We start from the raw sequence: 19,345 nt of genomic DNA, 5'->3' as shown, positions 1-19,345 counted from the left end.
GAAAAGTGTGACAGTTCGGCGCGAAGTGTCACGCTTTTGTGGAGGGGGTGTTGGTCAGGGCTGGGACGCGTACGAAACGAAGTCCGCCCACGCGGTCGGGGCGACGGCGAAGCGGGGGCCCGCAGTGTTCTTGGAATCACGAATGTGGACCGTGCCGGAGGCCGTGGCGATTTCCACGCAGGAGTCGCCGTCGGGGCCGCTGCTGTAGCTGCTCTTGAACCACACAAGTTCGGAGGCGCCCCTGGCAGTGGGCTTGCGGATCATGTCTCTCCCAGCAGTTGCTCGATGAACGCCAGCGACTCTCGTGGCGGGAGTGCCTGCGCCCGGATGGTGCCATACCGCAGCTCAAGGATGCGAAGCTGCTTCGGAATAGTGGTCGGACGACCGTTGAAACTGGTACTGGACCACGCACCGAAACCCGGAAACCCGGACCTTCTTACGGGCCTCCGCCGCCACGACCCCCGTCTGCTCCTGTCGGCCCGCGGCACGGCCCACCTCGCCCCCGGCGTCGCGGCCTGGCTGGAGCGAGACGTCACCCCCACGGCCGTACGCCAAGCCCTGACCTCAGACCTCCCGCCTGAAGGCCTACGCCGCCCCGCAGCCCTCCTGGCCCACCGCCTGACAGCCCAACTGCCGCCTCCGCCGCCGTTCCGCGCCCCGGCCCCACCACCAGCCGTACGACACCCCCTCCAGACCTGCGAAGCCTGCGACCGCGCTTTCCGCTCCCCGGAACCGGGCCACTGTCGGGACTGCCGATCCGACTTTCCGGAGGCCGCCCAGCATGAACGTGACGATCCCGCCCCACCTCTACCGGGCCATGAGGGACTTCCTTGAGTCCATGGACGACAACCTGCCGCGCTACGGGTGACGCCGGACGCCTCGTAGGGTGGGTCCATGACGGAACTGCCCTCCCCCACCCTTCGGGCGGGGGGACCCCCATCTCGCTGCGCTCGTCGTCTGCTGCTGGTGCACGCGCACCCGGACGACGAGTCGATCAACAACGGCGCGACGATGGCCAAGTACGCGGCCGAGGGTGCGCACGTGACGCTGATCACGTGCACCCTCGGAGAGCGCGGCGAGGTCATCCCGCCCGCACTGCGGCATCTGTCGGGCGCCGGACTGGCCGAGGAGCGGGAGCGCGAGCTCACCGCCGCCATGAAGGCGCTCGGGGTCACCGACCACGGCTTCCTGGGCGGCTCCGGCAGATACCGGGACTCCGGGATGATGGGCACCTCGGACAACGACGACCCCTCCTGCTTCTGGCGGGCCGACGTCGACGAGGCCGCCGGACATCTCGTCGAGGTGATCCGTGAGGTGCGTCCGCAGGTCCTCGTCACCTACGACCCCGACGGCGGCTACGGCCACCCCGATCACATCCAGGCCCACCGCGTGGCCATGCGCGCCGCCGAACTCGCCGCAGCGGCGGGGGAGTCGATCGCCAAGGTCTACTGGAACCGCGTCCCGCGGACCGTCGTGGAGGAAGGCTTCGCGCGGCTGCGTGACGCGCTGCCGGAGCTGCCCTTCGCCGAATCGGCCGCCGTGGACGACGTACCGGGTGTGGTGGACGACGGGCGGATCACCGCCGTGATCGACGGCACCGCGTACGCCGCCGCGAAGACCGCGGCGCTGCGCGCGCACGCCACGCAGATCGAAGTGGCCCCGGACCAGCCGTACTTCGTGCTCTCCAACCATCTCGCGCAGCCCGTGTTCACCACCGAGTACTACGAGTTGGTGCATTCTTCTGTGAACGGCGGGCGCGGCGGGGCGACCGAGTCCGATCTCTTCGAAGGGCTGGGTCTGTGATGAGCGCCACCAGCAACGGGAGTCTGCTCGCGCAGCCGCTGCAACGGCCGTCCGCGCCGCGGGTGTTGGCCTACCTCGGGCTCTTCGTGCTCGGCGCGGCCGTCGGGGCGGCGGGGGCGCTGGTGCAGGCCGCCTGGTTCCCGGGCGGGCTGCTGCTCGCGCTCGTGGGAGCGGCCGGGGCGTTCCTCGGCGGGGCGAGAGCGACGGAGGGCCGGGGCGGTGCCGTGGCGCCCGCAGCAGGCTGGATGGTCGCCGTCGTCCTGCTCACCGCCAGCCGCCCGGAAGGAGACTTCCTCTTCGGCGCGGGTGTCGGTTCCTATCTGTTCCTGCTCGGCGGGATGGCCGTAGCTGTGATCTGTGCCACGTTGGGTTTGGGGCGGCAACCAACCAGCCCTGACGTCCGACTTGGCAAGTGACGTACCACTTCGCGGTGACGCGCGCGTGCGAGTCCGGTGTGGGTTTCCCCAGCGGCCGTGGGATACCGCCAAGAAGTGGCCAGTATGGTGGTGCGCGCCGCCGAGTCGCCCGTGGGTGTCGGGCGGCGGAGCCAACCGGGAGAACCTGCCTTGAGTCGTGAAACTGACACTCCGTCCTCCGGGCCCGACGGGCGCGGCGGAGCCGCTTACCCCTCGGGGACCCCGCCGTACGGGACGCCGGCGGCTTCCGACGACCGTACGGACGCGGGACGTTCGGCCGCGCGGCCGGAGGAACGCAAGACCGAGACGACGCTGACGACCCGGATCCGGATCAACATCCCCGGTTCGCGGCCGATTCCGCCTGTCGTCGTGCGCACGCCCGTCGCGGACACCGGGTCCGGCGACGGATCCACCACCGCCGAGGTGCAGCTGCCGAGTTCCGCGCTGCCCACGGGCGGCGTCGCCGAGCCGTCCACCGAACTCGCGCTGCCCGGCGCCGAGGAGAAGACGAGCGACTGGTTCGCACCCCGCAAGTCCGGCCCCGCGAAGGGCGGTCAGGGCGGTGGTGGCACCAACGGCGCGGGGATTCCCGGTGGTTCGGCCGCGGGCACCCCGAGTGCGCCCCCTGCCGGTGCTCCCGGTGCGGGCCGGCCGGGTGCCGGTCGTCCCGGTGGTGTGGTCGGCGGCATGAACGTGACGGGCGCCGCCCGGCAGGCCGCCGCGAACGGCGGCACGAACGGCGCCGGGATCGGCGGCGCCACCGGCGCCGGACCGGTCGCCCCCGGACACGGTGGCGGCACGGGTTCCTTCGACGTGACGGAAGCGCTGGCGGCCGGCAACGGGTCGCGTCCGAACGGCGGTGGCCCCAACGGCGGCCCCGGCGAACCCCGCCGCGACGACCTGCCGTACTTCTCGGACAACGGACAGCAGGCCGGTTACCCCGGGCCCAACGCCCAGGGCGGCCAGGGTGGTTACCCCGAGCCCAACGGCCAGGGCGAGCTGGGCGGTTTCCCCGGGGGCAACGGCCCCGGCGGGCGAGCCGAGCAGTTCCCCGGGCCGAGCGGCCAGGGCATGGGCCCCGGAGGCACTGGCGGTCCCGGTGGTCCGGGCGGCCCCAACGGTTTCAACGGCCCGAACGGGCGCGGTGGTCCGGGCGGTCCCGAGGGTCCTGCGGGCCCGACCGGCGGTCCGGTCACCGGCAACGGCCTGATGCTCCCGCCCGGCTCCATGGGCGGCGGAGCACCGGGCGCGCCCAACGCGCTGAGCGGTTACCCCGACGGGCCTGGACCTGGCGGCACGCACGGGGCCGGTGGTCCCGGCGGCCACGGAGGTCCCGGCGGATTCGCCGGACCGGGTGGTCCCGGCGGGCCCGGTGGCCCCGGCGCCCCGGGTGCGTCCACCGGCCGGCACGGCAGGGCTCCCGCTGGTCCCGGCGGCCCGGGCACGGTGCCCGGCGGTCCCGGCATGGGACCCGGCGGCCAGGGCACGGGCCCCGGCGGCGCGAGCCTCCCCGGCATGATCCCCGGCGGCGGGCTCAGCGACGACACCGCGATCCTCACCCCGCAGAAGTCGGCCACCGGACCCGGTGGCCCCGGTTACGGCGCCCCCGCCGACCAGGTCTCCGGACACACCGTCACCAGCGGTATGCCGGTCATCCCGGGTGCGGGGAACTCGCCGTTCGGCACGGGCACCCACCCCGACGGGCCGCTGCCGCACACGCCCCCGAAGCTGCCCGAGCCCGGTGCGGCACAGAGCGCGCCCGCCGCGGCCAAGAACACCGGCAAGAGCGCGAAGAAAAAGAAGAAGGGCCGCAGCAAGCTGGTCCTGCTCTGCGTCGGCGTGATCGTCATCGGCGGCGGCGCCTACTGCGCGGGCCTGCTGATGAACCACACCGACGTGCCCAAGGGCACCACCGTGCTCGGCCTCGACATCGGCGGCGGCACCCGTGACGACGCCGTCAAGAAGCTCGACGACGCGTTCGGCGACCGCGTGAACAAGCCGCTGAAGCTGTCGGTCGGCGGCAAGACGGTCTCGCTCAAGCCGGACCAGGCGGGGCTGCAGTTCGACTTCGCGGCCACCGTCAGCAAGGCCGCCACCAGCGACTACAACCCGGTCTCCGTGATCGGCTCGCTCTTCGGCCAGCACCGGGTCGTCCAGCCCGAGATGCCGACCGACGAGGAGAAGCTCCAGGCCGCCCTCTCCGACCTCGGCGGCGGCTCCGGCTCCGGCGCGGTCACCGAGGGCTCGATCCAGTTCACGTCGGGCAAGGCGGTCGCCGTCTACGGCAAGGCGGGCAAGGCCATCGACGCGGCCGGCTCCGTCACGGCCGTGGAGGACGCGTACCGCACCGAGGTGGAGTCCGACACGGCCACCACGGTGACGGTCCCGACGACCACCAGGCAGCCGACGGTCACGAACGCCGAGGTCGACCGCGAGATGAAGGCGTTCGCGGAACCCGCGATGTCCGCCCTGGTCAAGGTCAAGACGGACACCGGCGTCGTCCTGCCGCTGAGCCCGGACAAATCCCTGTGGAAGTTCCTCAGGGTGAAGGCCGTGAACGGCAAGCTCACCGACAGCCCCGACCTGGCCGCCCTCAAGACGCTCTACGGCAGCACCTTCGACGGCGTGACGATCACCCGGGCCACCGGCCAGAAGACGGCCGTCACCCCGCAGGACGTCTACGGCGCCCTGCGCCAGGCCCTGATCAGCAAGACCGACCGGGTCGGGACCATCGTCACGAACCCCAGCTAGCGCACGACGACCGAACGAGGGGCACCCGGCGCAGCGCCGGGTGCCCCTCCGTCGTACGGGAGCGGCCTGGTCGTATGACATCTGTCATGCGGCACACCGGACCGCCGACACTGCCGGACACCGGCCCCCGGCGGCCACGATGGGTGGCATGACGACAACAGCGGGGACCGCGACCACGGCGGTGGTCGGGTTCGATCAGGTGAGCAAGAGCTACGGCGAGGTCCGGGCCGTCGACGGGCTGTCGCTCGTGCTGCACCCGGGGGAGACGGTGGCCCTGCTGGGGCCGAACGGGGCCGGGAAGTCGACCACCCTGGATCTGCTGCTCGGGCTCAAGCAGGCCGACCGCGGGACGGTCAGCGTCTTCGGGACCAGTCCGCGTGAGGCGATCGTCGCCGGGCGGGTGGGCGCGATGCTGCAGAGCGGCGGGCTGATGGACGAGGTCACCGTCGGCGAACTGGTCGGACTGGCCTGCGACTTGCACCCCAAGCCGTACAAGGTCGCCGACGTGATCGCCCGCGCCGGCATCGCGCAGATCGCCGACCGCAAGGTCAACAAGCTCTCCGGCGGCCAGGCCCAGCGCGTCCGCTTCGCCCTCGCGACCGCCGGCGACAGCGACCTGATCGTCCTCGACGAGCCGACCACCGGCATGGACGTCACCGCCCGCCAGGCCTTCTGGGCCACCATGCGCGAACAGGCCGACCAGGGCCGTACGGTCCTCTTCGCCACCCACTACCTCGAAGAGGCCGACGCCATCGCGGACCGCGTGCTGGTCCTGCACCGCGGCCGGCTGCTCGCGGACGGCACCGCCGCCGAGATCAAGGCGAAGGCCGGCGCGCGCAAGGTCGCCTTCGACCTGGAGGGCGAGATCGACGAGACCCCGCTGAGGTCCCTCCCGTTCCTCACCACCATCGACATCAGCGGCCAGACCATCCGCATCCAGTCCACCGACGCCGACGCGACCGTCCACGCGCTCTACGGCCTCGGCGTCTACCCCCGCAACCTCGAAGTCGCCGGGCTCGGCCTGGAGCAGGCCTTCGTCGCCATCACCGCCGCCGAGGAGGCCAAGCAGTCATGAACAGCCTGATCAAACTGGAACTCACCCGCGCCCTGCGCAACCGCAAGTTCCTGTTCTTCTCGGTGATCTACCCCTCGGCCCTGTTCCTGCTGATCGCGGGCAGCGCCGGCGGCACGGACAAGATCGACGGCACGGGCCTCACCGTCGCCACCTACATGATGGTCTCGATGGCCTCCTTCGGCGCCCTGACAGCCGTCCTGATGGGCAACAGCGAGCGCATCGCGAAGGAGCGGGAGAGCGGCTGGGTACGGCAGTTGAGGCTCACCACGCTGCCGGGCCGCGGCTATGTCATCGCGAAGACGGCCAGCGCCGCGGTGGTCAGCCTGCCGTCCATCATCGTCGTCTTCATCGTCGCCGCGACCGTGAAGGACGTACGGCTGGACGCCTGGCAGTGGCTCGCGCTGACCGGCGCGATCTGGGCCGGCAGCCTGGTCTTCGCCGCGCTCGGGGTGGCCATCGGGTACATGGCGAGCGGGGACGCGGTCCGGCCGATCACGATGATCACGTACTTCGGACTGTCGATGCTGGGCGGCCTGTGGATGCCCGCCACGACATTCCCCGACTGGCTGCAGTCCATCGCGAAGTGGCTGCCCACCCACGCGTACGCTGCCCTCGGCCAGGCGATCGAGCAGAGCCAGTCGCCCCACGCCAAGGACGTCACCCTCCTCGTCGTCTACTTCGCCCTGTTCGCGGGCGGGGCGGCGTGGCTGTACCGGAAGGACACGCTGAAGGCGTGAGCGCGATGACCGAGGACCCGCTGCCGGAGAAGGCCCGGGTGGAGCGGCTGATCCGGATCGGACAGCCGCCCCGCGACCGGGGCGAGGTGCTGCGCAAGCTGGTGTGGATCCTGCCCTGGCTGGTCTTCCTCGGCGCACCCGTGCAGGACCTGCTGGCCGGCCACCACACCACCGCGGCCACGACGGCCGGCTGGGTGGGCCTGCTGTCCTTCACGGGGACCTACCTGGCGGTCGTCTTCCGCACCATGGGCCGCCCCTACTCCGGCTGGCTCGTCGGCGCCATGGTCGCCGTGCTGTGGGTCCTGGCCGTCGCGCTGGCCCTCAGCCTCGGCGACTCCTGGCTCGGCCTCTTCGTGTACGTCTCCGTCACCTGCGGGGTCACCCTCCCCCTGACCGCCGCGTACTGGACGATCCCGCTGACCACCGCCGCGATGATGCTGGCGGGCTGGTTCGTCGACGACCTGGACGACGCCTGGGGCCTGTTCCTGATCGTGCTGCTGGTGGGCTACTCGATGACAGGCGTACGGCAACTGGTGCGCACGACGGTCGAGTTGCGCAAGGCGCGCGCCACGGTCGCCCAACTGGCAGCCAACGAGGAGCGGTTGCGCCTGGCACGAGACCTGCACGACCTCCTCGGCCACTCCCTCTCCCTGATCACCCTGAAGAGCGAACTGGCCGGCCGCATGCTCCCCGACCACCCCGACAGGGCGGCCCAGCAGGTCGCCGACATCGAACAGGTCAGCCGCCAGGCCCTGGTGGACGTCCGCGAGGCGGTCACCGGCTACCGCCGCCCCCGCCTGGCCGGCGAACTCGCGGGCGCGCAGGTCGCGTTGACGGCGGCCGGCGTCATCGCGGACCTGCCCGCGGAACCGGACCTGACCGCCGTGTCCAAGGAGAGCGAGTCGGCCCTGGCCTGGGCCCTGCGCGAGGCGATCACGAACGTCGTACGGCACAGCGGCGCCCAGCGCTGCGTGGTCGAACTGGTCCGACGCCAGACCCTGGACGGCCCGATGCTCGAACTCTCCGTCGAGGACAACGGCTCGGGCGGCTCCGGCAAGGCCCCCGGCAACGGTCTGACCGGCCTCACCGAACGCCTGGAGAAGGCCGGCGGCTCCCTGGAGGCGACCCGCCTCAAACACGGCTTCCGGCTGGTCGCACGGGTGCCCGCCGACGCCCCGGCCGCCCTGGCGGACGTAGGATCGCCCGCATGAGCCGTACGATCAAGGTCCTCCTCGCCGAGGACCAGTCGATGGTCCGCGAGGCACTGGCCGCACTGCTCGGCCTGGAGGACGACATCGAGGTCGTCGCCCAAGTCGCCCGCGGCGACGAGGTGTTGGCGTCGGCACAACAGCATGCCGTGGACGTGGCCCTCCTCGACATCGAGATGCCGGGCTGCACGGGCATCGAGGCGGCGGCCCAACTCCACAAGGCCCTCCCCGAGGTGAAACTGGTCGTCCTCACGACCTTCGGCCGCCCCGGCTACCTCCGCAGCGCGATGGAAGCGGGGGCCGACGCCTTCCTGGTGAAGGACGCCCCCGCGGCCCAACTGGCCGAAGCGGTACGGAAGGTGCTCGCCGGAGAGCGGGTCATCGACCCCACCTTGGCGGCAGCGGCCCTGGCGGAGGGAGCCAACCCGCTGACCGACCGCGAGCGCGAGGTGCTGCGGGCGGCGGCGGACGGCTCGACGAACGCGGAGTTGGCCAAGGCCCTTCATCTGTCCCAGGGCACGGTCCGCAACTACCTGTCGACGGCGATCCAGAAGCTGGCGGTGAGGAATCGGGCGGAGGCGGTAAGGATCGCAAGGGAAAAGGGCTGGCTTTAGAACGCCATTGAGGGCAGCCCACCCAGGGGCGCGGGGCTGTGTCGATGTGCGGCTCCGCCGCGTGGGCGCGATCAGCGCCAACGCGTCCGCACTCGCCAGATCAGTTCAGCATGGCCCTCGCTGATTGCGCCTGCCCCCGCACCCGATCCGCGGCAGGCTCATCCACAACCGCCACCACCTCGGCATACGCGTCCAGTTCAGCCGCGCCCGTCAGGAAATCCCCGCGCTGCACGAGCAGTTGAGCCCGCTCATACCGCAACCGCGCAGGATGCGAAGGCAACACCAACGCCAACTCAACGGCCCACAGGGCAACATCCGACCGCTCCGGCCTCGCCGCAGCCCACGCCCGAATGTTGTTGAGAACCCGCACGACCACATCGAGGGGATCCGCGGGCGCCAGCATGGAAGGCTCCAGCGAACCCCCCGTCGCCCCGGCAACCAACAACTCCGCATCGCCCCCGGACAACACCCGCCCCCCGTCAAAGGGATCAACCAACACCTGCTCCTCGGCCGCCCCGAACCCCACCACGAAATGCCCCGGCAGAGCGACCCCGTACACCGGCGCCCCCGCCCGCCGAGCCACCTCCATCCACACCACGGACAACAGGATCGGCAACCCGCGCCGCCGCCGAAGCACCGCGTGCAGCAGCGAGGACTCCAACCGCTGATAGTCACCGGGCGAGCCCCGGAACTCGAAACGCCCGCCCAGGAGTTGACGCAACGCGCCGGCCCAGGCAGCGGGCCCGCCGGGGCGATACGGCACCTGCCCGGCCAGCCGATCCAGTTCGACCTGGGCCGAGTCGATGCCCGCGTCGTCCAACGTCCTGTCCGCGGCGGCCCCCACCAGCAGACACAACGTCGCGAGGTCGGGCCGCTCGCACCGAGCCTCGTCGGCGAACAACTGCCGTACCGCAGCGGCCCGTTCAGCCGCCGGAGGCCGGAGCGCGGGCATGGCGAACTCGAACCCGAACCCGCTCACGACGAACCGTCGCGGTAGTGGTGGTAGGCGTGATGCGCGGAGAACCCCATCCCGGAGTACAGCGCCCGCGCCCCCGCGTTCTCCGCCTCGACCTGCAACCACGCGGCCGAAGCCCCCTCCTCCAACGCCCGCGAGGCCAACGCGGCCATGACGAGCGAGGCGAGCCCCCGTCGCCGTAGCGCCGGATCGACCTCGACCGCGGCGAACCCGGCCCAGCGCCCGTCGACGACACACCGCCCGATCGCGGCGGGAGCCGAATCCGCACCCTCGCCGGGCAGCGTCGCGAACCACACCGAGGGGCCGCTCCCCAGTACCTTCAGGGCCACCTCGCTCACCCCCTTGCGCTGATAGCGGGCCAGCCACGCCTCGTCGGCCGACCGGGACAGCGCGACTCCGGCGGCGTCGGCGCGGTCGGCGACAGGGGCCAGGCCGCCGACCCACAGCTCAGCCGTCACCTCACGGGTCCAGCCGCGCCGTTCCAACTCGGCGCAGAGCAGTTCCTGTGTGCCCTCGGCGCCGGTCGTGGTCTGGACGTACGCGGGCAGGCCCCGGTCGCCGTACCAGCGTCGTACGACGGTCAGGGCCTCGTCGAGGGGCAGGCCGGGATCGCCGAGGGGCAGCACGGAGTTGGCGCGGCGGGTGAATCCGGCGGCGGCGCGCAGCTCCCACGCGCCGAGCCGCTCGCTCTCCACCGGCCGCCACGCGCGCGAGGAGACGTGAGCCAACTCCGGGTAGCCGGCGGACGGTCCCCGACGGCGGGCCGGAGCGGCCGGAACGATCTTGCCCGCCACCAGCGAGGACTCCGAAATACGGACGGACTCGCCACCCTTGCGTGTGATCGTCAGCACACCGCTGTCCCATGATGTGAGAACACCCACCGTGTCGGTGAACTTCTCCGTCGTGTCTTCAGCACCTGTCAAGAGTCTGACGGACACCCGTTTGCCCACGTCAGCAGCGGTGATACGAACCTCAAGACGTCCCGCCGCAGAGATTTCCACAGGTCAGTTCACCCCTCCTGTATGGATCACGCCCCGGAACGGAGATACTAGGTGCGGGCATGGACGACGCCGCGCTCCCGCGCGCCGGGCGGCGGAGCCTACGGAGGCCCGCCAGCGCCCTATCGAGGAGGAACGACAGCGTGACCTACGTCATCGCGCAGCCTTGTGTCGACGTCAAGGACAAGGCGTGCATCGAGGAGTGCCCGGTCGACTGCATTTACGAGGGCTCACGGTCCTTGTACATCCACCCGGACGAATGCGTCGACTGCGGAGCCTGTGAGCCGGTGTGCCCGGTCGAGGCGATCTTCTACGAGGACGACACTCCCGAGGAGTGGAAGGACTACTACAAGGCCAACGTCGAGTTCTTCGACGAGCTCGGCTCCCCGGGCGGCGCCAGCAAGTTGGGCCTGATCGAGCGCGACCACCCCTTCGTCGCCGCGCTGCCGCCGCAGAACCAGTAAGAGCGGCCCGCACACACGCGCCGCCTCGGTCCCGTACGGCCTGATCACGCCCGATCAGCGCCCTACGGGGCCGAGGCGTTTGCCGTACGACGGCTGCGCGGCGCGTAGGTACGGGGCGCACGCACCAGAAAGTGAGCCAGTCATCGTGTCCGCAGTCACCGACCGCCTGCCCACCTTCCCCTGGGACAAGCTGGAGCCGTACAAGAAGACGGCCGCGGCGCACCCGGACGGCATCGTCGACCTGTCGGTCGGCACCCCGGTGGACCCGGTTCCCGACCTGATCCAGAAAGCGCTGATCGCCGCGGCCGACTCGCCCGGCTATCCGACGGTCTGGGGCACACCGGCACTGCGCGACGCGATCACCGGCTGGGTGGAGCGCCGCCTGGGCGCCCGCGACGTGACCCACCGCCACGTCCTGCCCATCGTCGGCTCCAAGGAACTCGTCGCCTGGCTCCCGACCCAGCTGGGCCTGGGCCCCGGCGACCGCGTGGCCTACCCGCGCCTCGCGTACCCCACGTACGAGGTGGGCGCCCGCCTGGCCCGAGCCGAGTACGAGACCTACGACGACCCGATACAGCTGAACCCCGAGGGCCTGAAGCTCCTCTGGCTCAACTCCCCGTCGAACCCGACCGGCAAGGTCCTCCCGAAGGACGAGCTGACCCGGATCGTCGCCTGGGCCCGCGAGCACGGCATCCTGGTCTTCTCCGACGAGTGCTACCTCGAACTCGGCTGGGAGGCCGACCCGGTCTCGGTCCTCCACCCGGACGTCAACGGCGGTTCCTACGACGGCATCGTCGCGGTCCACTCCCTCTCCAAGCGCTCGAACCTCGCCGGTTACCGCGCGGCCTTCCTCGCCGGTGACCCCGCGGTCCTCGCCCCGCTCCTGGAGATCCGCAAGCACGGCGGCATGATGACCTCGGCGCCCACTCAGGCAGCGGCGGTGGCGGCCCTGGGGGACGACACCCACGTCCAGGAACAGCGCGAGCGCTACACGGCCCGCCGCACGCTCCTGCGCGAGGCCTTGCTGAAGCACGGCTTCCGCATCGAACACAGCGAGGCGAGCCTCTACCTCTGGGCAACCAGGGGCGAGTCCTGCTGGGACACGGTCGCCCACCTGGCCGACCTGGGCATCCTGGTGGCGCCGGGCGACTTCTACGGAGAAGCGGGCGAGACCTTCGTAAGGGTGGCTTTGACGGCGACGGATGAGCGAGTCCGTGCAGCTGTAGAGCGGCTGGGCTGAGGTTCCCCAGGGGCGCGGGGCTGTATCGATGTGCGGCTCCGCCGCGGGGGCGCGACAAGCCCCCACCGGCCGCAAGCCGACAAACAACGCAGAAAGGGGTCCAGGGAACTCCCTGGACCCCTTCAACGCAGGCGCACTGAAACGCAGGCGCTTTAGCCGAGCGGCAGCCCCTTCAGCGGCAGCTCCTGAGCCGTCGGCAGCCCACCCTTGGTCACCGCGTCCGTCGGCAACCCGCCACCCGCGGTCGCGGTCTTGGCCGTCTCACCCAGCAGACCCCCGGCCTGACCCGCCGTGTCCCCGGCAACATGCTGCGCGGCCGGAGCCACGGTCTTGGCAACCTTCCCGCCGGTCTTGCCCGCGGCCGGCACCGCCTTCTCCAGGGCCTGGCCACCGGACTTGCCGGCGACCCCCGTGACGTTCTGGCTCGCGCCGTCGACCGTGTTGCCGACGCTCGCCCCGTCCAGGGCGGTCAGCGCGCCCAGGTTCGGGGTGGCCGGCAGGGAGGGGGCCGCACTGGCGGAGCCGGCCGCACCGACCCCGGCTGCCGCTCCCGCTGCGACGAGCAGCGCGGCACGGGCGATCCGGCGGGTCAGGGGGAGGGACATGATGCTCCTTGTGTTGATCTCCGGGCTCGGACGCAGTGACTACCGCTCGAAGCGCGCGAAGGTTGCGGAGCGGCAACGTAAAGAGTTCGCAATGCGTCGCATAATCAGCTACGGATAAAAACGGACAAAGAGCGCCTGGTCTGAAAGTCCGTCAAATACGTAGAGCCCTTTGTTCTCAAGGGTTCCGGCGCATGTGAGGGTGACAGCCCGACGACCGGAACGCACCCGGACCCCGAACGGCCACCCGTAACCCCTACGGGTGACGACCCGTACGACTGCCCGGCCACTGCCTCGCGGCTACTTCTCCCCGGCCTGCTGCGAGGTCACTATCCGCACCCCGCCGGAGGCCTTCGTGGCGGTCGAGTGCCACGGGTCGTCCGCGCTGCCGGCGGCCCACTCGCGGCCGGCGTACGACACGCGCTCGATGTGCAGCACCGAGGAGTTGGCCACCGCCCAGTGCGCGAGCTGCCAGCCGGTCCGCGTGCTGCCGGACCGCACGGGCAGGGTCACCGTGCTGCTCCCGCCGGTCGCACTCGCGCTGGGCGTCGGCGTGGACTCGGCCTTCGCCTTGGACTTCCCCTTCGACGCCGAGCCGCCCCGGGTCACCTCCGCACCCGTCTCCTTCAGCACCGTGCGCCCGAAGTCCCGTACCAGCGCGGCCCGTACGGCGTCCGGGCCGACGGCCGTCCGGGTGGTGTCCGGGAGGCCCTGGCAGGTCAGCGTGGCGGCCGCCTGCCCGGTGAGGGCGGCGGACAGCAGCGCGGCCTCGGGCTCATGCTTGGCGTACGCCTCCGGGTAGCCGCTGCGCTGCACGCGCTGGGCGGCGACGGTGAGGGGGAGCTGCTGGTAGTCGTCCACCTTGGCCAGGTGCTCGTAGAAGACGCCCGCCGCGTACGTCGGGTCCAGGATCTCCTTCTTGGTGCCCCAGCCCTGCGAGGGCCGCTGCTGGAACAGGCCGAGCGAATCCAGGTCGCCGTGCTGGATGTTGACGAGCTGCGACTCCTGGAGGGCGGTCGCGAGCGCGATCGTCACGGCCCGTTCCGGCATTCCGCGCCCGGTGCCGACGGCGGCGATCGTCGCCGCGTTCATCGTCTGCTCCTGCGAGAACTCGTACGCCTGGCCGTCGTCCTTGCCGGAGACCACCTTGCAACCGGGTCCGCCCCGGCCGCCGGTGACGTACTGGACGAGCAGATAGCCCGCGACCGCGAGCAGTACCACGAGTGCCGAGGAGAACCGGAAGAGGCGGCCGCGTCGACGCTTCTTGGGGGTGGGGGACTGCAGCATCCCCACAAGGTACTGGAGGCTCCTGTTACCGCTGCGCCGGGTGTGGACAAACGGTGGAGAGGCCCTTCGCGTTAGGGTCGACGCCATGTCCGACACCGCACTTGACCTCACGCTGGACGCCGCACGGCTCACCGCGCAGCTCGTCGACTTCCCCTCGGAGAGTGGCGACGAGAAGCCCCTCGCGGACGCGATCGAGACCGCGCTGCGCGCCCTGCCGCACCTCACGGTCGACCGGTACGGCAACAACGTCGTCGCCCGCACGAACCTCGGCCGTACGGAACGCGTCGTCCTGGCGGGCCACATCGACACGGTCCCGATCGCCGACAACGTCCCCTCGCGCCTCGACGGGAACGGCGTCCTGTGGGGCTGCGGCACCTGCGACATGAAGTCCGGCGTCGCGGTCCAACTCCGCATCGCGGCAACGGTGTTGACCCCCAACCGCGACCTGACGTTCGTCTTCTACGACAACGAGGAGGTCGCCGCCCACCTCAACGGCCTCAAGCACGTCTCCGAGGCCCATCCCGACTGGCTGGAGGGCGACTTCGCGGTCCTCCTGGAGCCGACGGACGGTCAGGTCGAGGGCGGCTGCCAGGGCACGCTCCGGGTGTTCCTGAAGTTCAAGGGTGAACGAGCGCACTCCGCGCGCGCGTGGATGGGCTCCAACGCGATCCACGCGGCCTCCAGGGCGCTGGCCAAGCTCGCCGCGTACGAACCCCGCACGCCGGTCGTGGACGGCCTCCAGTTCCACGAGGGCCTCAACGCGGTACGTGTCGAAGGGGGAGTGGCCACCAACGTCATCCCCGACGCGTGCACCCTTGTTGTCAACTTCCGCTATGCGCCCGACCGCGGCGAGGAGGAGGCGGAGGCCTTCGTACGCGACTACTTCGCCGACTGCGGGGTCGACGAGTTCGTCGTCGACGACCACACCGGAGGAGCCCGCCCCGGCCTGACCCACCCGGCCGCCGCGGCCTTCATGGCGGCCGTCGGCGGCGAGGCCCGGCCCAAGTTCGGCTGGACCGACGTGGCCCGCTTCAGCGCGCTGGGCGTCCCCGCGGTGAACTACGGCCCCGGTGCCCAGCTCCTCGCCCACAAGGTCGACGAGCGGGTCGAGGCGGCCCTGATCCCCGAGGCGGAGCGGCGACTGCGGGACTGGCTCACCGCCTGACATCCGTATGTCCCCCCTCCGTAACCCGCGTAGACCTACGCTGAAGTACGAAACACCTGCAAGTGGAGGGAGCGCACATGGCTACAGGCAACCCCGAGGGCAAGCAGCAGCCACCGGAGGAGCAGCGCCTGGGACCGGTCCTCCGGCGGCGCGATCAGGTGACCGCGAGCACGACCGACCAGCGCCTCCTGGACGCGGGCGGCCCCTCGGACTGGGTCCACACCGACCCGTGGCGCGTCCTGCGGATCCAGTCGGAGTTCATCGAGGGCTTCGGCACCCTGGCCGAACTGCCGCCCGCGATCAGCGTGTTCGGCTCGGCCCGCACCAAGCCGGACTCACCGGAGTACGAAGCGGGCGTACGGCTCGGACACGCCCTCGTGGAGGCCGGGTGGGCCGTGATCACCGGTGGCGGCCCCGGAGCCATGGAGGCGGCCAACAAGGGCGCCCTGGAGGCCAAGGGCATCTCCGTCGGCCTCGGCATCGAGCTGCCCTTCGAGCAGGGGCTCAACGCCTACGTCGACATCGGCCTGAACTTCCGTTACTTCTTCGTCCGCAAGATGATGTTCGTCAAGTACGCCCAGGGCTTCGTGGTCCTCCCCGGTGGCCTCGGCACCCTCGACGAACTCTTCGAGGCCCTCACCCTGGTCCAGACCCAGAAGGTCACCCGCTTCCCGATCGTCCTCTTCGGGAGCGAGTACTGGGGCGGCCTGGTCGACTGGCTGAAGAACACGCTCATCGCCCAGGGCAAGGCATCGGAGAAGGACCTGCTGCTGTTCCACGTGACGGACGACGTGGACGAGGCGGTCGCGCTGGTGTCGAAGGAAGCGGGACGGTAGAGATCAGCCCGTCCGGCGTTTGAGGACGAGGCCGTCCAGGCCGAAGGGGGGTCTGGGGGCGCAGCCCCCAGGGACGGGACGGGTAGGGGCGGCGGGGGCGAGAAACCTACGCCAGCCCCCGCCGTCCCACCGCCGGAGGCCGATGCCCCGCGATCGACGCCACCATGTCCAGCACCTGCCGGGTCTCCGCGACTTCGTGCACCCGGTACACCTGCGCCCCCAGCCAAGCCGACACGGCAGTGGTCGCGAGCGTCCCGACCACCCGCTCCTTGACCGGCTTGTCGAGCGTCTCGCCCACGAAGTCCTTGTTGGACAGCGACACCAGCACGGGCCACCCCGTCCCGACCATCTCCCCGAGCCGCCGCGTCGCCTCCAGACTGTGCCGCGTGTTCTTCCCGAAGTCATGCCCGGGATCGATCAAAACGGACTCCCTGGGGACTCCGAGTCCCACGGCCCGTTCCGCGAGCCCCAGGGTCACGCGCAGGATGTCGGCCATGACGTCGTCGTAGGTCACCCGGTGCGGCCGGGTACGCGGCTCCGCGCCACCCGCGTGCGTGCACACCAGCCCCACGCCGTACCGCGCGGCGACCTCCGCGAGCCGGGGATCGACGCCGCCCCACGCGTCGTTCAGGAGATCCGCGCCGGCCTCGCAGACGGCCTCGCCGACCTCGTGCCGCCAGGTGTCGACGCTGATGACGACGTCCGGGAAGCGCCGCCGCACCTCGGCCACGAAGCCGACCGTGCGCCGCGCCTCCTCGTCGGCGGTCACTTCCTCGCCGGGGCCGGCCTTGACCCCGCCGATGTCGATGATGGCGGCGCCCTCGGCCACCGCCTGCTCCACGCGCGCGAGGGCGGGCTCGTCGCGGAACGTGGCCCCTTGGTCGTAGAAGGAGTCCGGGGTCCGGTTCACGATCGCCATGATCACCGGCTCGTGCGTGTCGAATTCACGCCTGCCCAGCCTGAGCATCCCCTGTGACCTCTCCTAGTGCGTACCGGTCTTCAGCCGCCTGTGACCCTAACTGTCAGCGTCGCATGGCACGATCGGACCCTGACACATTCGGCTTCGGCACGTCCGACATCGACGCCCGTGGAGACCTCAGAGATGTTCATGTTCCTGTTCCTGGTCGTCGGGCTCGCCGTCGTGGTCGGCGCCGTGACCCTCTCGGTGATCGGCGGCGGCGAGAGCGCCCCGCTGCCCGACGTCGCGCCGGAGCGCCTCGACGACCCGCTGCCCCCGGACCGGCCGGTGAACCACGCCGACATCGAGACCCTCCGCTTCCCGCTCGCCGCGCGGGGCTACCGCATGGCCGAGGTGGACGACGCGCTGGGCCGCATCGCCGCCGAACTCGCCGAGCGCGACGCCCGGATCGCCGACCTGGAGTCCGCGCTCGCCGGAGCGCGGGCCAGCGCCCACGTCTCCATGCAGAAGCCGGTCGAAGGCAGTCAGCAGTGAGCGAGGGCGGGGCCGTAGCCGGTCCGGACGGCGCTCTGCGCTGCCCCTGGGCGCTGTCCACGGAGGACTACGTCGCGTATCACGACGAGGAGTGGGGCCGCCCGGTCCACGGCGACGACGCCCTCTACGAGCGGCTCAGCCTGGAGGCCTTCCAGTCCGGCCTCTCCTGGATCACGATCCTGCGCCGCCGCGAGGGCTTCCGGGCGGCGTTCGCGGGCTTCAAGATCGCCGAGGTGGCGACCTTCACGGACACCGACCGCGAACGCCTCCTCCTCGACGCGGGCATCATCCGCAACCGCCTCAAGATCGACGCGACGATCGCCAACGCGCGCGTGCTGGTGGACTGGGCCCCGGGCGAGCTGGACGAGTTCATCTGGTCCCACGCCCCGACCCCGGGCTCGCCCCCGAAAACCCTTGGGGACGTCCCGGCGGTCACGACCGAGTCGACGGCCCTGTCGAAGGCCCTGAAGAAGCGGGGCCTGAAATTCGTGGGGCCCACGACGGCGTACGCGTTGATGCAGGCGTGTGGGTTGGTCGACGACCACCTGGAAGCATGCGTGGCGAGAAGCGCCGGTTAGGGGCGCGGGGAACGGCGCGACCAGCCACAACGGACCCGCAGCTTCGGACGGCGCTACCGACCCGAGTACTTCGGCTTCTCCTTGTTGACGAAGGCCTGCACGGCGATCGCGTGGTCCTCCGACGCGCCCGCCCGAGACTGAAGTTCGTCTTCTTTCTCCAGCGTCTCCTCAAGGGTGTGCGTCAGGCCGTACGCCACCGCCTCCTTCAGCGCCGCGTACGCCACCGTCGGCCCGTCCGCCAGCTGCCGAGCCACCTTCTCCGCCTCGGCGTGCAACTCGCCGACGGGCACGAGACGGTTGGCGATCCCCAGGTCGTACGCGTCCTGCGCGGTGATCGTCCGCGGAAACAGCAGCAGGTCGGACGCGCGACCGGGGCCGACCACCCGCGGCAGCGTCCAGGAGATGCCCGAGTCCGCCGTCAGGGCGACACCGGCGAAGGACGTGTTGAAGCCGGCGGTGTCGGCCACGACCCGGTGGTCCGCGGCCAGGGCGAGCCCGAAACCGGCGCCCGCGGCGACCCCGTTGACCCCGGCGACCACGGGCTTCGCCATGCCGGCGATCGCCCGCACGATGGGGTTGTAGTGCTCCTTCACCGTGGTCATCGTGACCCCGGTCCCGGCCTCGCGGTCGGAGGCCAGCAGCGTGATGTGCTCCTTGAGGTCCTGGCCCACGCAGAACGCCCGCTCGCCGGCCGCGGTCAGCAGCACGGCCCGTACGGCGTCGTCGTCCGCCGCGGCCCGTACCGCGTCCCGGAGGGCGACTTTGGTCGCGATGTTCAGCGCGTTCATCGCCTCGGGGCGGTTCAGCGTGATCGTCGCGAGTCCGTCGCTCACCTCGTAGAGCACGGTGTCGGCCATGGCGTATCCCCTCGGGTGTCGCGGCTCCGGCGTACCGGTCGGTACGCCGTACGTCCGTAGGACAGCATGGCGGAGATCACCGTCCGCGCACCGGACCGGACGTGTGACCTGCGTCAAAGAATTCCGCTCCGGATTCGGTCGGCCGAGGTCCGCGCGGCGGCGAAGTATCGCAGTCACATCGGCGAATTGAGTGGTTTTGCTCGCGCGCGTTGCCCAAGCGATGCCGACTGATGTTGGTCATCGGGTCCTGAGATGCGGGATAATGGCCTGGAAGCAATGTGTTCG

The 19,345-nt window shown here is 71.1% G+C and carries 20 protein-coding genes and 2 pseudogenes; 14 read left to right on the top strand and 8 right to left on the bottom strand.

Translation table 11 applies throughout. The features are described from left to right. Nucleotides 1-54: 54 nt before the first annotated feature. Together OG226_RS18835 and OG226_RS18830 are read right to left on the bottom strand one after the other, a co-directional pair. A complete protein-coding gene (locus tag OG226_RS18835; RefSeq protein WP_328679311.1) occupies nt 55-264 on the bottom strand; it encodes a DUF397 domain-containing protein in 210 nt (69 codons plus the stop codon). Next, a pseudogene (locus OG226_RS18830) lies at nt 261-404 on the bottom strand (transcriptional regulator); the annotation flags it as partial. The pseudogene OG226_RS18830 and the gene OG226_RS18835, both read right to left, overlap by 4 nt. 25 nt (nt 405-429) lie before the next feature. Between OG226_RS18830 and OG226_RS18825 the strand changes: the two are divergent. From OG226_RS18825 to OG226_RS18790, 8 genes and pseudogenes are all read left to right on the top strand, one after another. After that, nucleotides 430-834 (top strand): annotated as a pseudogene (locus tag OG226_RS18825) (hypothetical protein); the annotation flags it as partial. 60 nt (nt 835-894) lie between these two features. Beyond that, entirely contained in the window at nt 895-1,803 is a 909-nt protein-coding gene (mshB, locus tag OG226_RS18820; RefSeq protein ID WP_328679309.1) for an N-acetyl-1-D-myo-inositol-2-amino-2-deoxy-alpha-D-glucopyranoside deacetylase, read from the top strand. Continuing rightward, nucleotides 1,803-2,219, top strand: a complete 417-nt coding sequence (locus tag OG226_RS18815; protein ID WP_328679307.1) for a DUF6113 family protein — start codon at nt 1,803-1,805, stop codon at nt 2,217-2,219. The genes mshB and OG226_RS18815 overlap by 1 nt, the downstream gene beginning before the upstream one ends. 150 nt (nt 2,220-2,369) lie before the next feature. Continuing rightward, nucleotides 2,370-4,970: a hypothetical protein gene (locus tag OG226_RS18810; RefSeq protein WP_328679305.1), complete on the top strand. Its 2,601-nt coding sequence runs from the start codon at nt 2,370-2,372 to the stop codon at nt 4,968-4,970. A gap of 148 nt (nt 4,971-5,118) precedes the next feature. Continuing rightward, complete coding sequence (locus OG226_RS18805) at nt 5,119-6,045, top strand: ABC transporter ATP-binding protein (protein ID WP_328679304.1); 927 nt, start codon at nt 5,119-5,121, stop codon at nt 6,043-6,045. After that, nucleotides 6,042-6,782, top strand: a complete 741-nt coding sequence (locus OG226_RS18800; protein WP_328679302.1) for an ABC transporter permease — start codon at nt 6,042-6,044, stop codon at nt 6,780-6,782. The genes OG226_RS18805 and OG226_RS18800 overlap by 4 nt, the downstream gene beginning before the upstream one ends. A 5-nt stretch (nt 6,783-6,787) precedes the next feature. Next, the gene (locus OG226_RS18795) at nt 6,788-7,993 is read left to right on the top strand and encodes a sensor histidine kinase (RefSeq protein WP_329353433.1); all 1,206 of its coding nucleotides are present in this window, start codon (nt 6,788-6,790) and stop codon (nt 7,991-7,993) included. Next, complete coding sequence (locus OG226_RS18790) at nt 7,990-8,604, top strand: response regulator transcription factor (RefSeq protein ID WP_328679300.1); 615 nt, start codon at nt 7,990-7,992, stop codon at nt 8,602-8,604. Before OG226_RS18795 ends, OG226_RS18790 begins: the two co-directional genes overlap by 4 nt. A gap of 100 nt (nt 8,605-8,704) precedes the next feature. On the opposite strand, the gene OG226_RS18785 is transcribed toward OG226_RS18790, so the two are convergent. Together OG226_RS18785 and OG226_RS18780 are read right to left on the bottom strand one after the other, a co-directional pair. Then, nucleotides 8,705-9,556 (bottom strand): transglutaminase-like domain-containing protein, encoded by an 852-nt coding sequence (locus OG226_RS18785; protein WP_329353431.1) that lies wholly within the window; start codon nt 9,554-9,556, stop codon nt 8,705-8,707. Nucleotides 9,557-9,579: 23 nt separating this feature from the next. Next, nucleotides 9,580-10,581, bottom strand: coding sequence for a GNAT family N-acetyltransferase (locus OG226_RS18780; protein ID WP_329349526.1), 1,002 nt, complete (start codon nt 10,579-10,581; stop codon nt 9,580-9,582). 140 nt (nt 10,582-10,721) lie between these two features. On the opposite strand from OG226_RS18780, the gene fdxA reads away from it, so the two are divergent. After that, complete coding sequence (fdxA, locus tag OG226_RS18775; RefSeq protein ID WP_019058397.1) at nt 10,722-11,042, top strand: ferredoxin; 321 nt, start codon at nt 10,722-10,724, stop codon at nt 11,040-11,042. Nucleotides 11,043-11,187: 145 nt separating this feature from the next. After that, nucleotides 11,188-12,282 carry a bifunctional succinyldiaminopimelate transaminase/glutamate-prephenate aminotransferase gene (locus OG226_RS18770; RefSeq protein ID WP_329349525.1) on the top strand — a complete coding sequence of 365 codons (1,095 nt, stop codon included), beginning with the start codon at nt 11,188-11,190 and terminating at the stop codon, nt 12,280-12,282. A 152-nt stretch (nt 12,283-12,434) separates the two neighbouring features. Here the strand turns inward: OG226_RS18770 and OG226_RS18765 are convergent, their stop codons facing one another. Both OG226_RS18765 and OG226_RS18760 read right to left on the bottom strand, forming a co-directional pair. Continuing rightward, nucleotides 12,435-12,887, bottom strand: coding sequence for an ATP-binding protein (locus OG226_RS18765; protein ID WP_266861847.1), 453 nt, complete (start codon nt 12,885-12,887; stop codon nt 12,435-12,437). A 297-nt stretch (nt 12,888-13,184) separates the two neighbouring features. After that, the gene (locus OG226_RS18760; RefSeq protein WP_329349524.1) at nt 13,185-14,171 is read right to left on the bottom strand and encodes a heavy metal transporter; all 987 of its coding nucleotides are present in this window, start codon (nt 14,169-14,171) and stop codon (nt 13,185-13,187) included. A gap of 85 nt (nt 14,172-14,256) precedes the next feature. Here OG226_RS18760 and dapE point away from each other — a divergent pair, with 85 nt between their 5' ends. After that, nucleotides 14,257-15,336 (top strand): succinyl-diaminopimelate desuccinylase, encoded by a 1,080-nt coding sequence (gene dapE / locus OG226_RS18755; RefSeq protein ID WP_328679285.1) that lies wholly within the window; start codon nt 14,257-14,259, stop codon nt 15,334-15,336. A 77-nt stretch (nt 15,337-15,413) separates the two neighbouring features. Continuing rightward, nucleotides 15,414-16,172, top strand: a complete 759-nt coding sequence (locus tag OG226_RS18750; RefSeq protein ID WP_019058183.1) for a TIGR00730 family Rossman fold protein — start codon at nt 15,414-15,416, stop codon at nt 16,170-16,172. Between the two features lie 106 nt (nt 16,173-16,278). Here OG226_RS18750 and folP read toward each other — a convergent pair whose 3' ends face one another. Further along, on the bottom strand, nt 16,279-17,139 hold the full coding sequence (gene folP, locus OG226_RS18745) for a dihydropteroate synthase (RefSeq protein ID WP_328679282.1): 861 nt from the start codon (nt 17,137-17,139) through the stop codon (nt 16,279-16,281). A 135-nt stretch (nt 17,140-17,274) separates the two neighbouring features. Here folP and OG226_RS18740 point away from each other — a divergent pair, with 135 nt between their 5' ends. Continuing rightward, a complete protein-coding gene (locus tag OG226_RS18740; RefSeq protein ID WP_328686352.1) occupies nt 17,275-17,625 on the top strand; it encodes a DivIVA domain-containing protein in 351 nt (116 codons plus the stop codon). Further along, nucleotides 17,622-18,203: a DNA-3-methyladenine glycosylase I gene (locus tag OG226_RS18735; protein ID WP_328679281.1), complete on the top strand. Its 582-nt coding sequence runs from the start codon at nt 17,622-17,624 to the stop codon at nt 18,201-18,203. Before OG226_RS18740 ends, OG226_RS18735 begins: the two co-directional genes overlap by 4 nt. A 53-nt stretch (nt 18,204-18,256) precedes the next feature. Here the strand turns inward: OG226_RS18735 and OG226_RS18730 are convergent, their stop codons facing one another. After that, nucleotides 18,257-19,060 (bottom strand): enoyl-CoA hydratase/isomerase family protein, encoded by an 804-nt coding sequence (locus OG226_RS18730; RefSeq protein ID WP_329349523.1) that lies wholly within the window; start codon nt 19,058-19,060, stop codon nt 18,257-18,259. Nucleotides 19,061-19,345: the final 285 nt, after the last annotated feature.

This window comes from Streptomyces sp. NBC_01261, assembly GCF_036226385.1.
Classification (GTDB): domain Bacteria; phylum Actinomycetota; class Actinomycetes; order Streptomycetales; family Streptomycetaceae; genus Streptomyces.
The sequence above is the reverse complement of the archived record's forward strand: the minus strand, read 5'-3'. Positions and strand labels throughout refer to the sequence as shown.

Coding starts and splice junctions, on each gene's coding strand:
- folP (WP_328679282.1), bottom strand. CDS start 17,139: ATGCTCAGGCTGGGCAGGCGTGAATTCGACACGCACGAGCCGGTGATC.
- OG226_RS18750 (WP_019058183.1), top strand. CDS start 15,414: ATGGCTACAGGCAACCCCGAGGGCAAGCAGCAGCCACCGGAGGAGCAG.
- OG226_RS18760 (WP_329349524.1), bottom strand. CDS start 14,171: ATGCTGCAGTCCCCCACCCCCAAGAAGCGTCGACGCGGCCGCCTCTTC.
- OG226_RS18765 (WP_266861847.1), bottom strand. CDS start 12,887: ATGTCCCTCCCCCTGACCCGCCGGATCGCCCGTGCCGCGCTGCTCGTC.
- OG226_RS18800 (WP_328679302.1), top strand. CDS start 6,042: ATGAACAGCCTGATCAAACTGGAACTCACCCGCGCCCTGCGCAACCGC.
- OG226_RS18815 (WP_328679307.1), top strand. CDS start 1,803: ATGAGCGCCACCAGCAACGGGAGTCTGCTCGCGCAGCCGCTGCAACGG.
- mshB (WP_328679309.1), top strand. CDS start 895: ATGACGGAACTGCCCTCCCCCACCCTTCGGGCGGGGGGACCCCCATCT.
- OG226_RS18835 (WP_328679311.1), bottom strand. CDS start 264: ATGATCCGCAAGCCCACTGCCAGGGGCGCCTCCGAACTTGTGTGGTTC.
- dapE (WP_328679285.1), top strand. CDS start 14,257: ATGTCCGACACCGCACTTGACCTCACGCTGGACGCCGCACGGCTCACC.
- OG226_RS18790 (WP_328679300.1), top strand. CDS start 7,990: ATGAGCCGTACGATCAAGGTCCTCCTCGCCGAGGACCAGTCGATGGTC.
- OG226_RS18795 (WP_329353433.1), top strand. CDS start 6,788: ATGACCGAGGACCCGCTGCCGGAGAAGGCCCGGGTGGAGCGGCTGATC.
- OG226_RS18785 (WP_329353431.1), bottom strand. CDS start 9,556: ATGCCCGCGCTCCGGCCTCCGGCGGCTGAACGGGCCGCTGCGGTACGG.
- OG226_RS18730 (WP_329349523.1), bottom strand. CDS start 19,060: ATGGCCGACACCGTGCTCTACGAGGTGAGCGACGGACTCGCGACGATC.
- OG226_RS18805 (WP_328679304.1), top strand. CDS start 5,119: ATGACGACAACAGCGGGGACCGCGACCACGGCGGTGGTCGGGTTCGAT.
- OG226_RS18740 (WP_328686352.1), top strand. CDS start 17,275: ATGTTCATGTTCCTGTTCCTGGTCGTCGGGCTCGCCGTCGTGGTCGGC.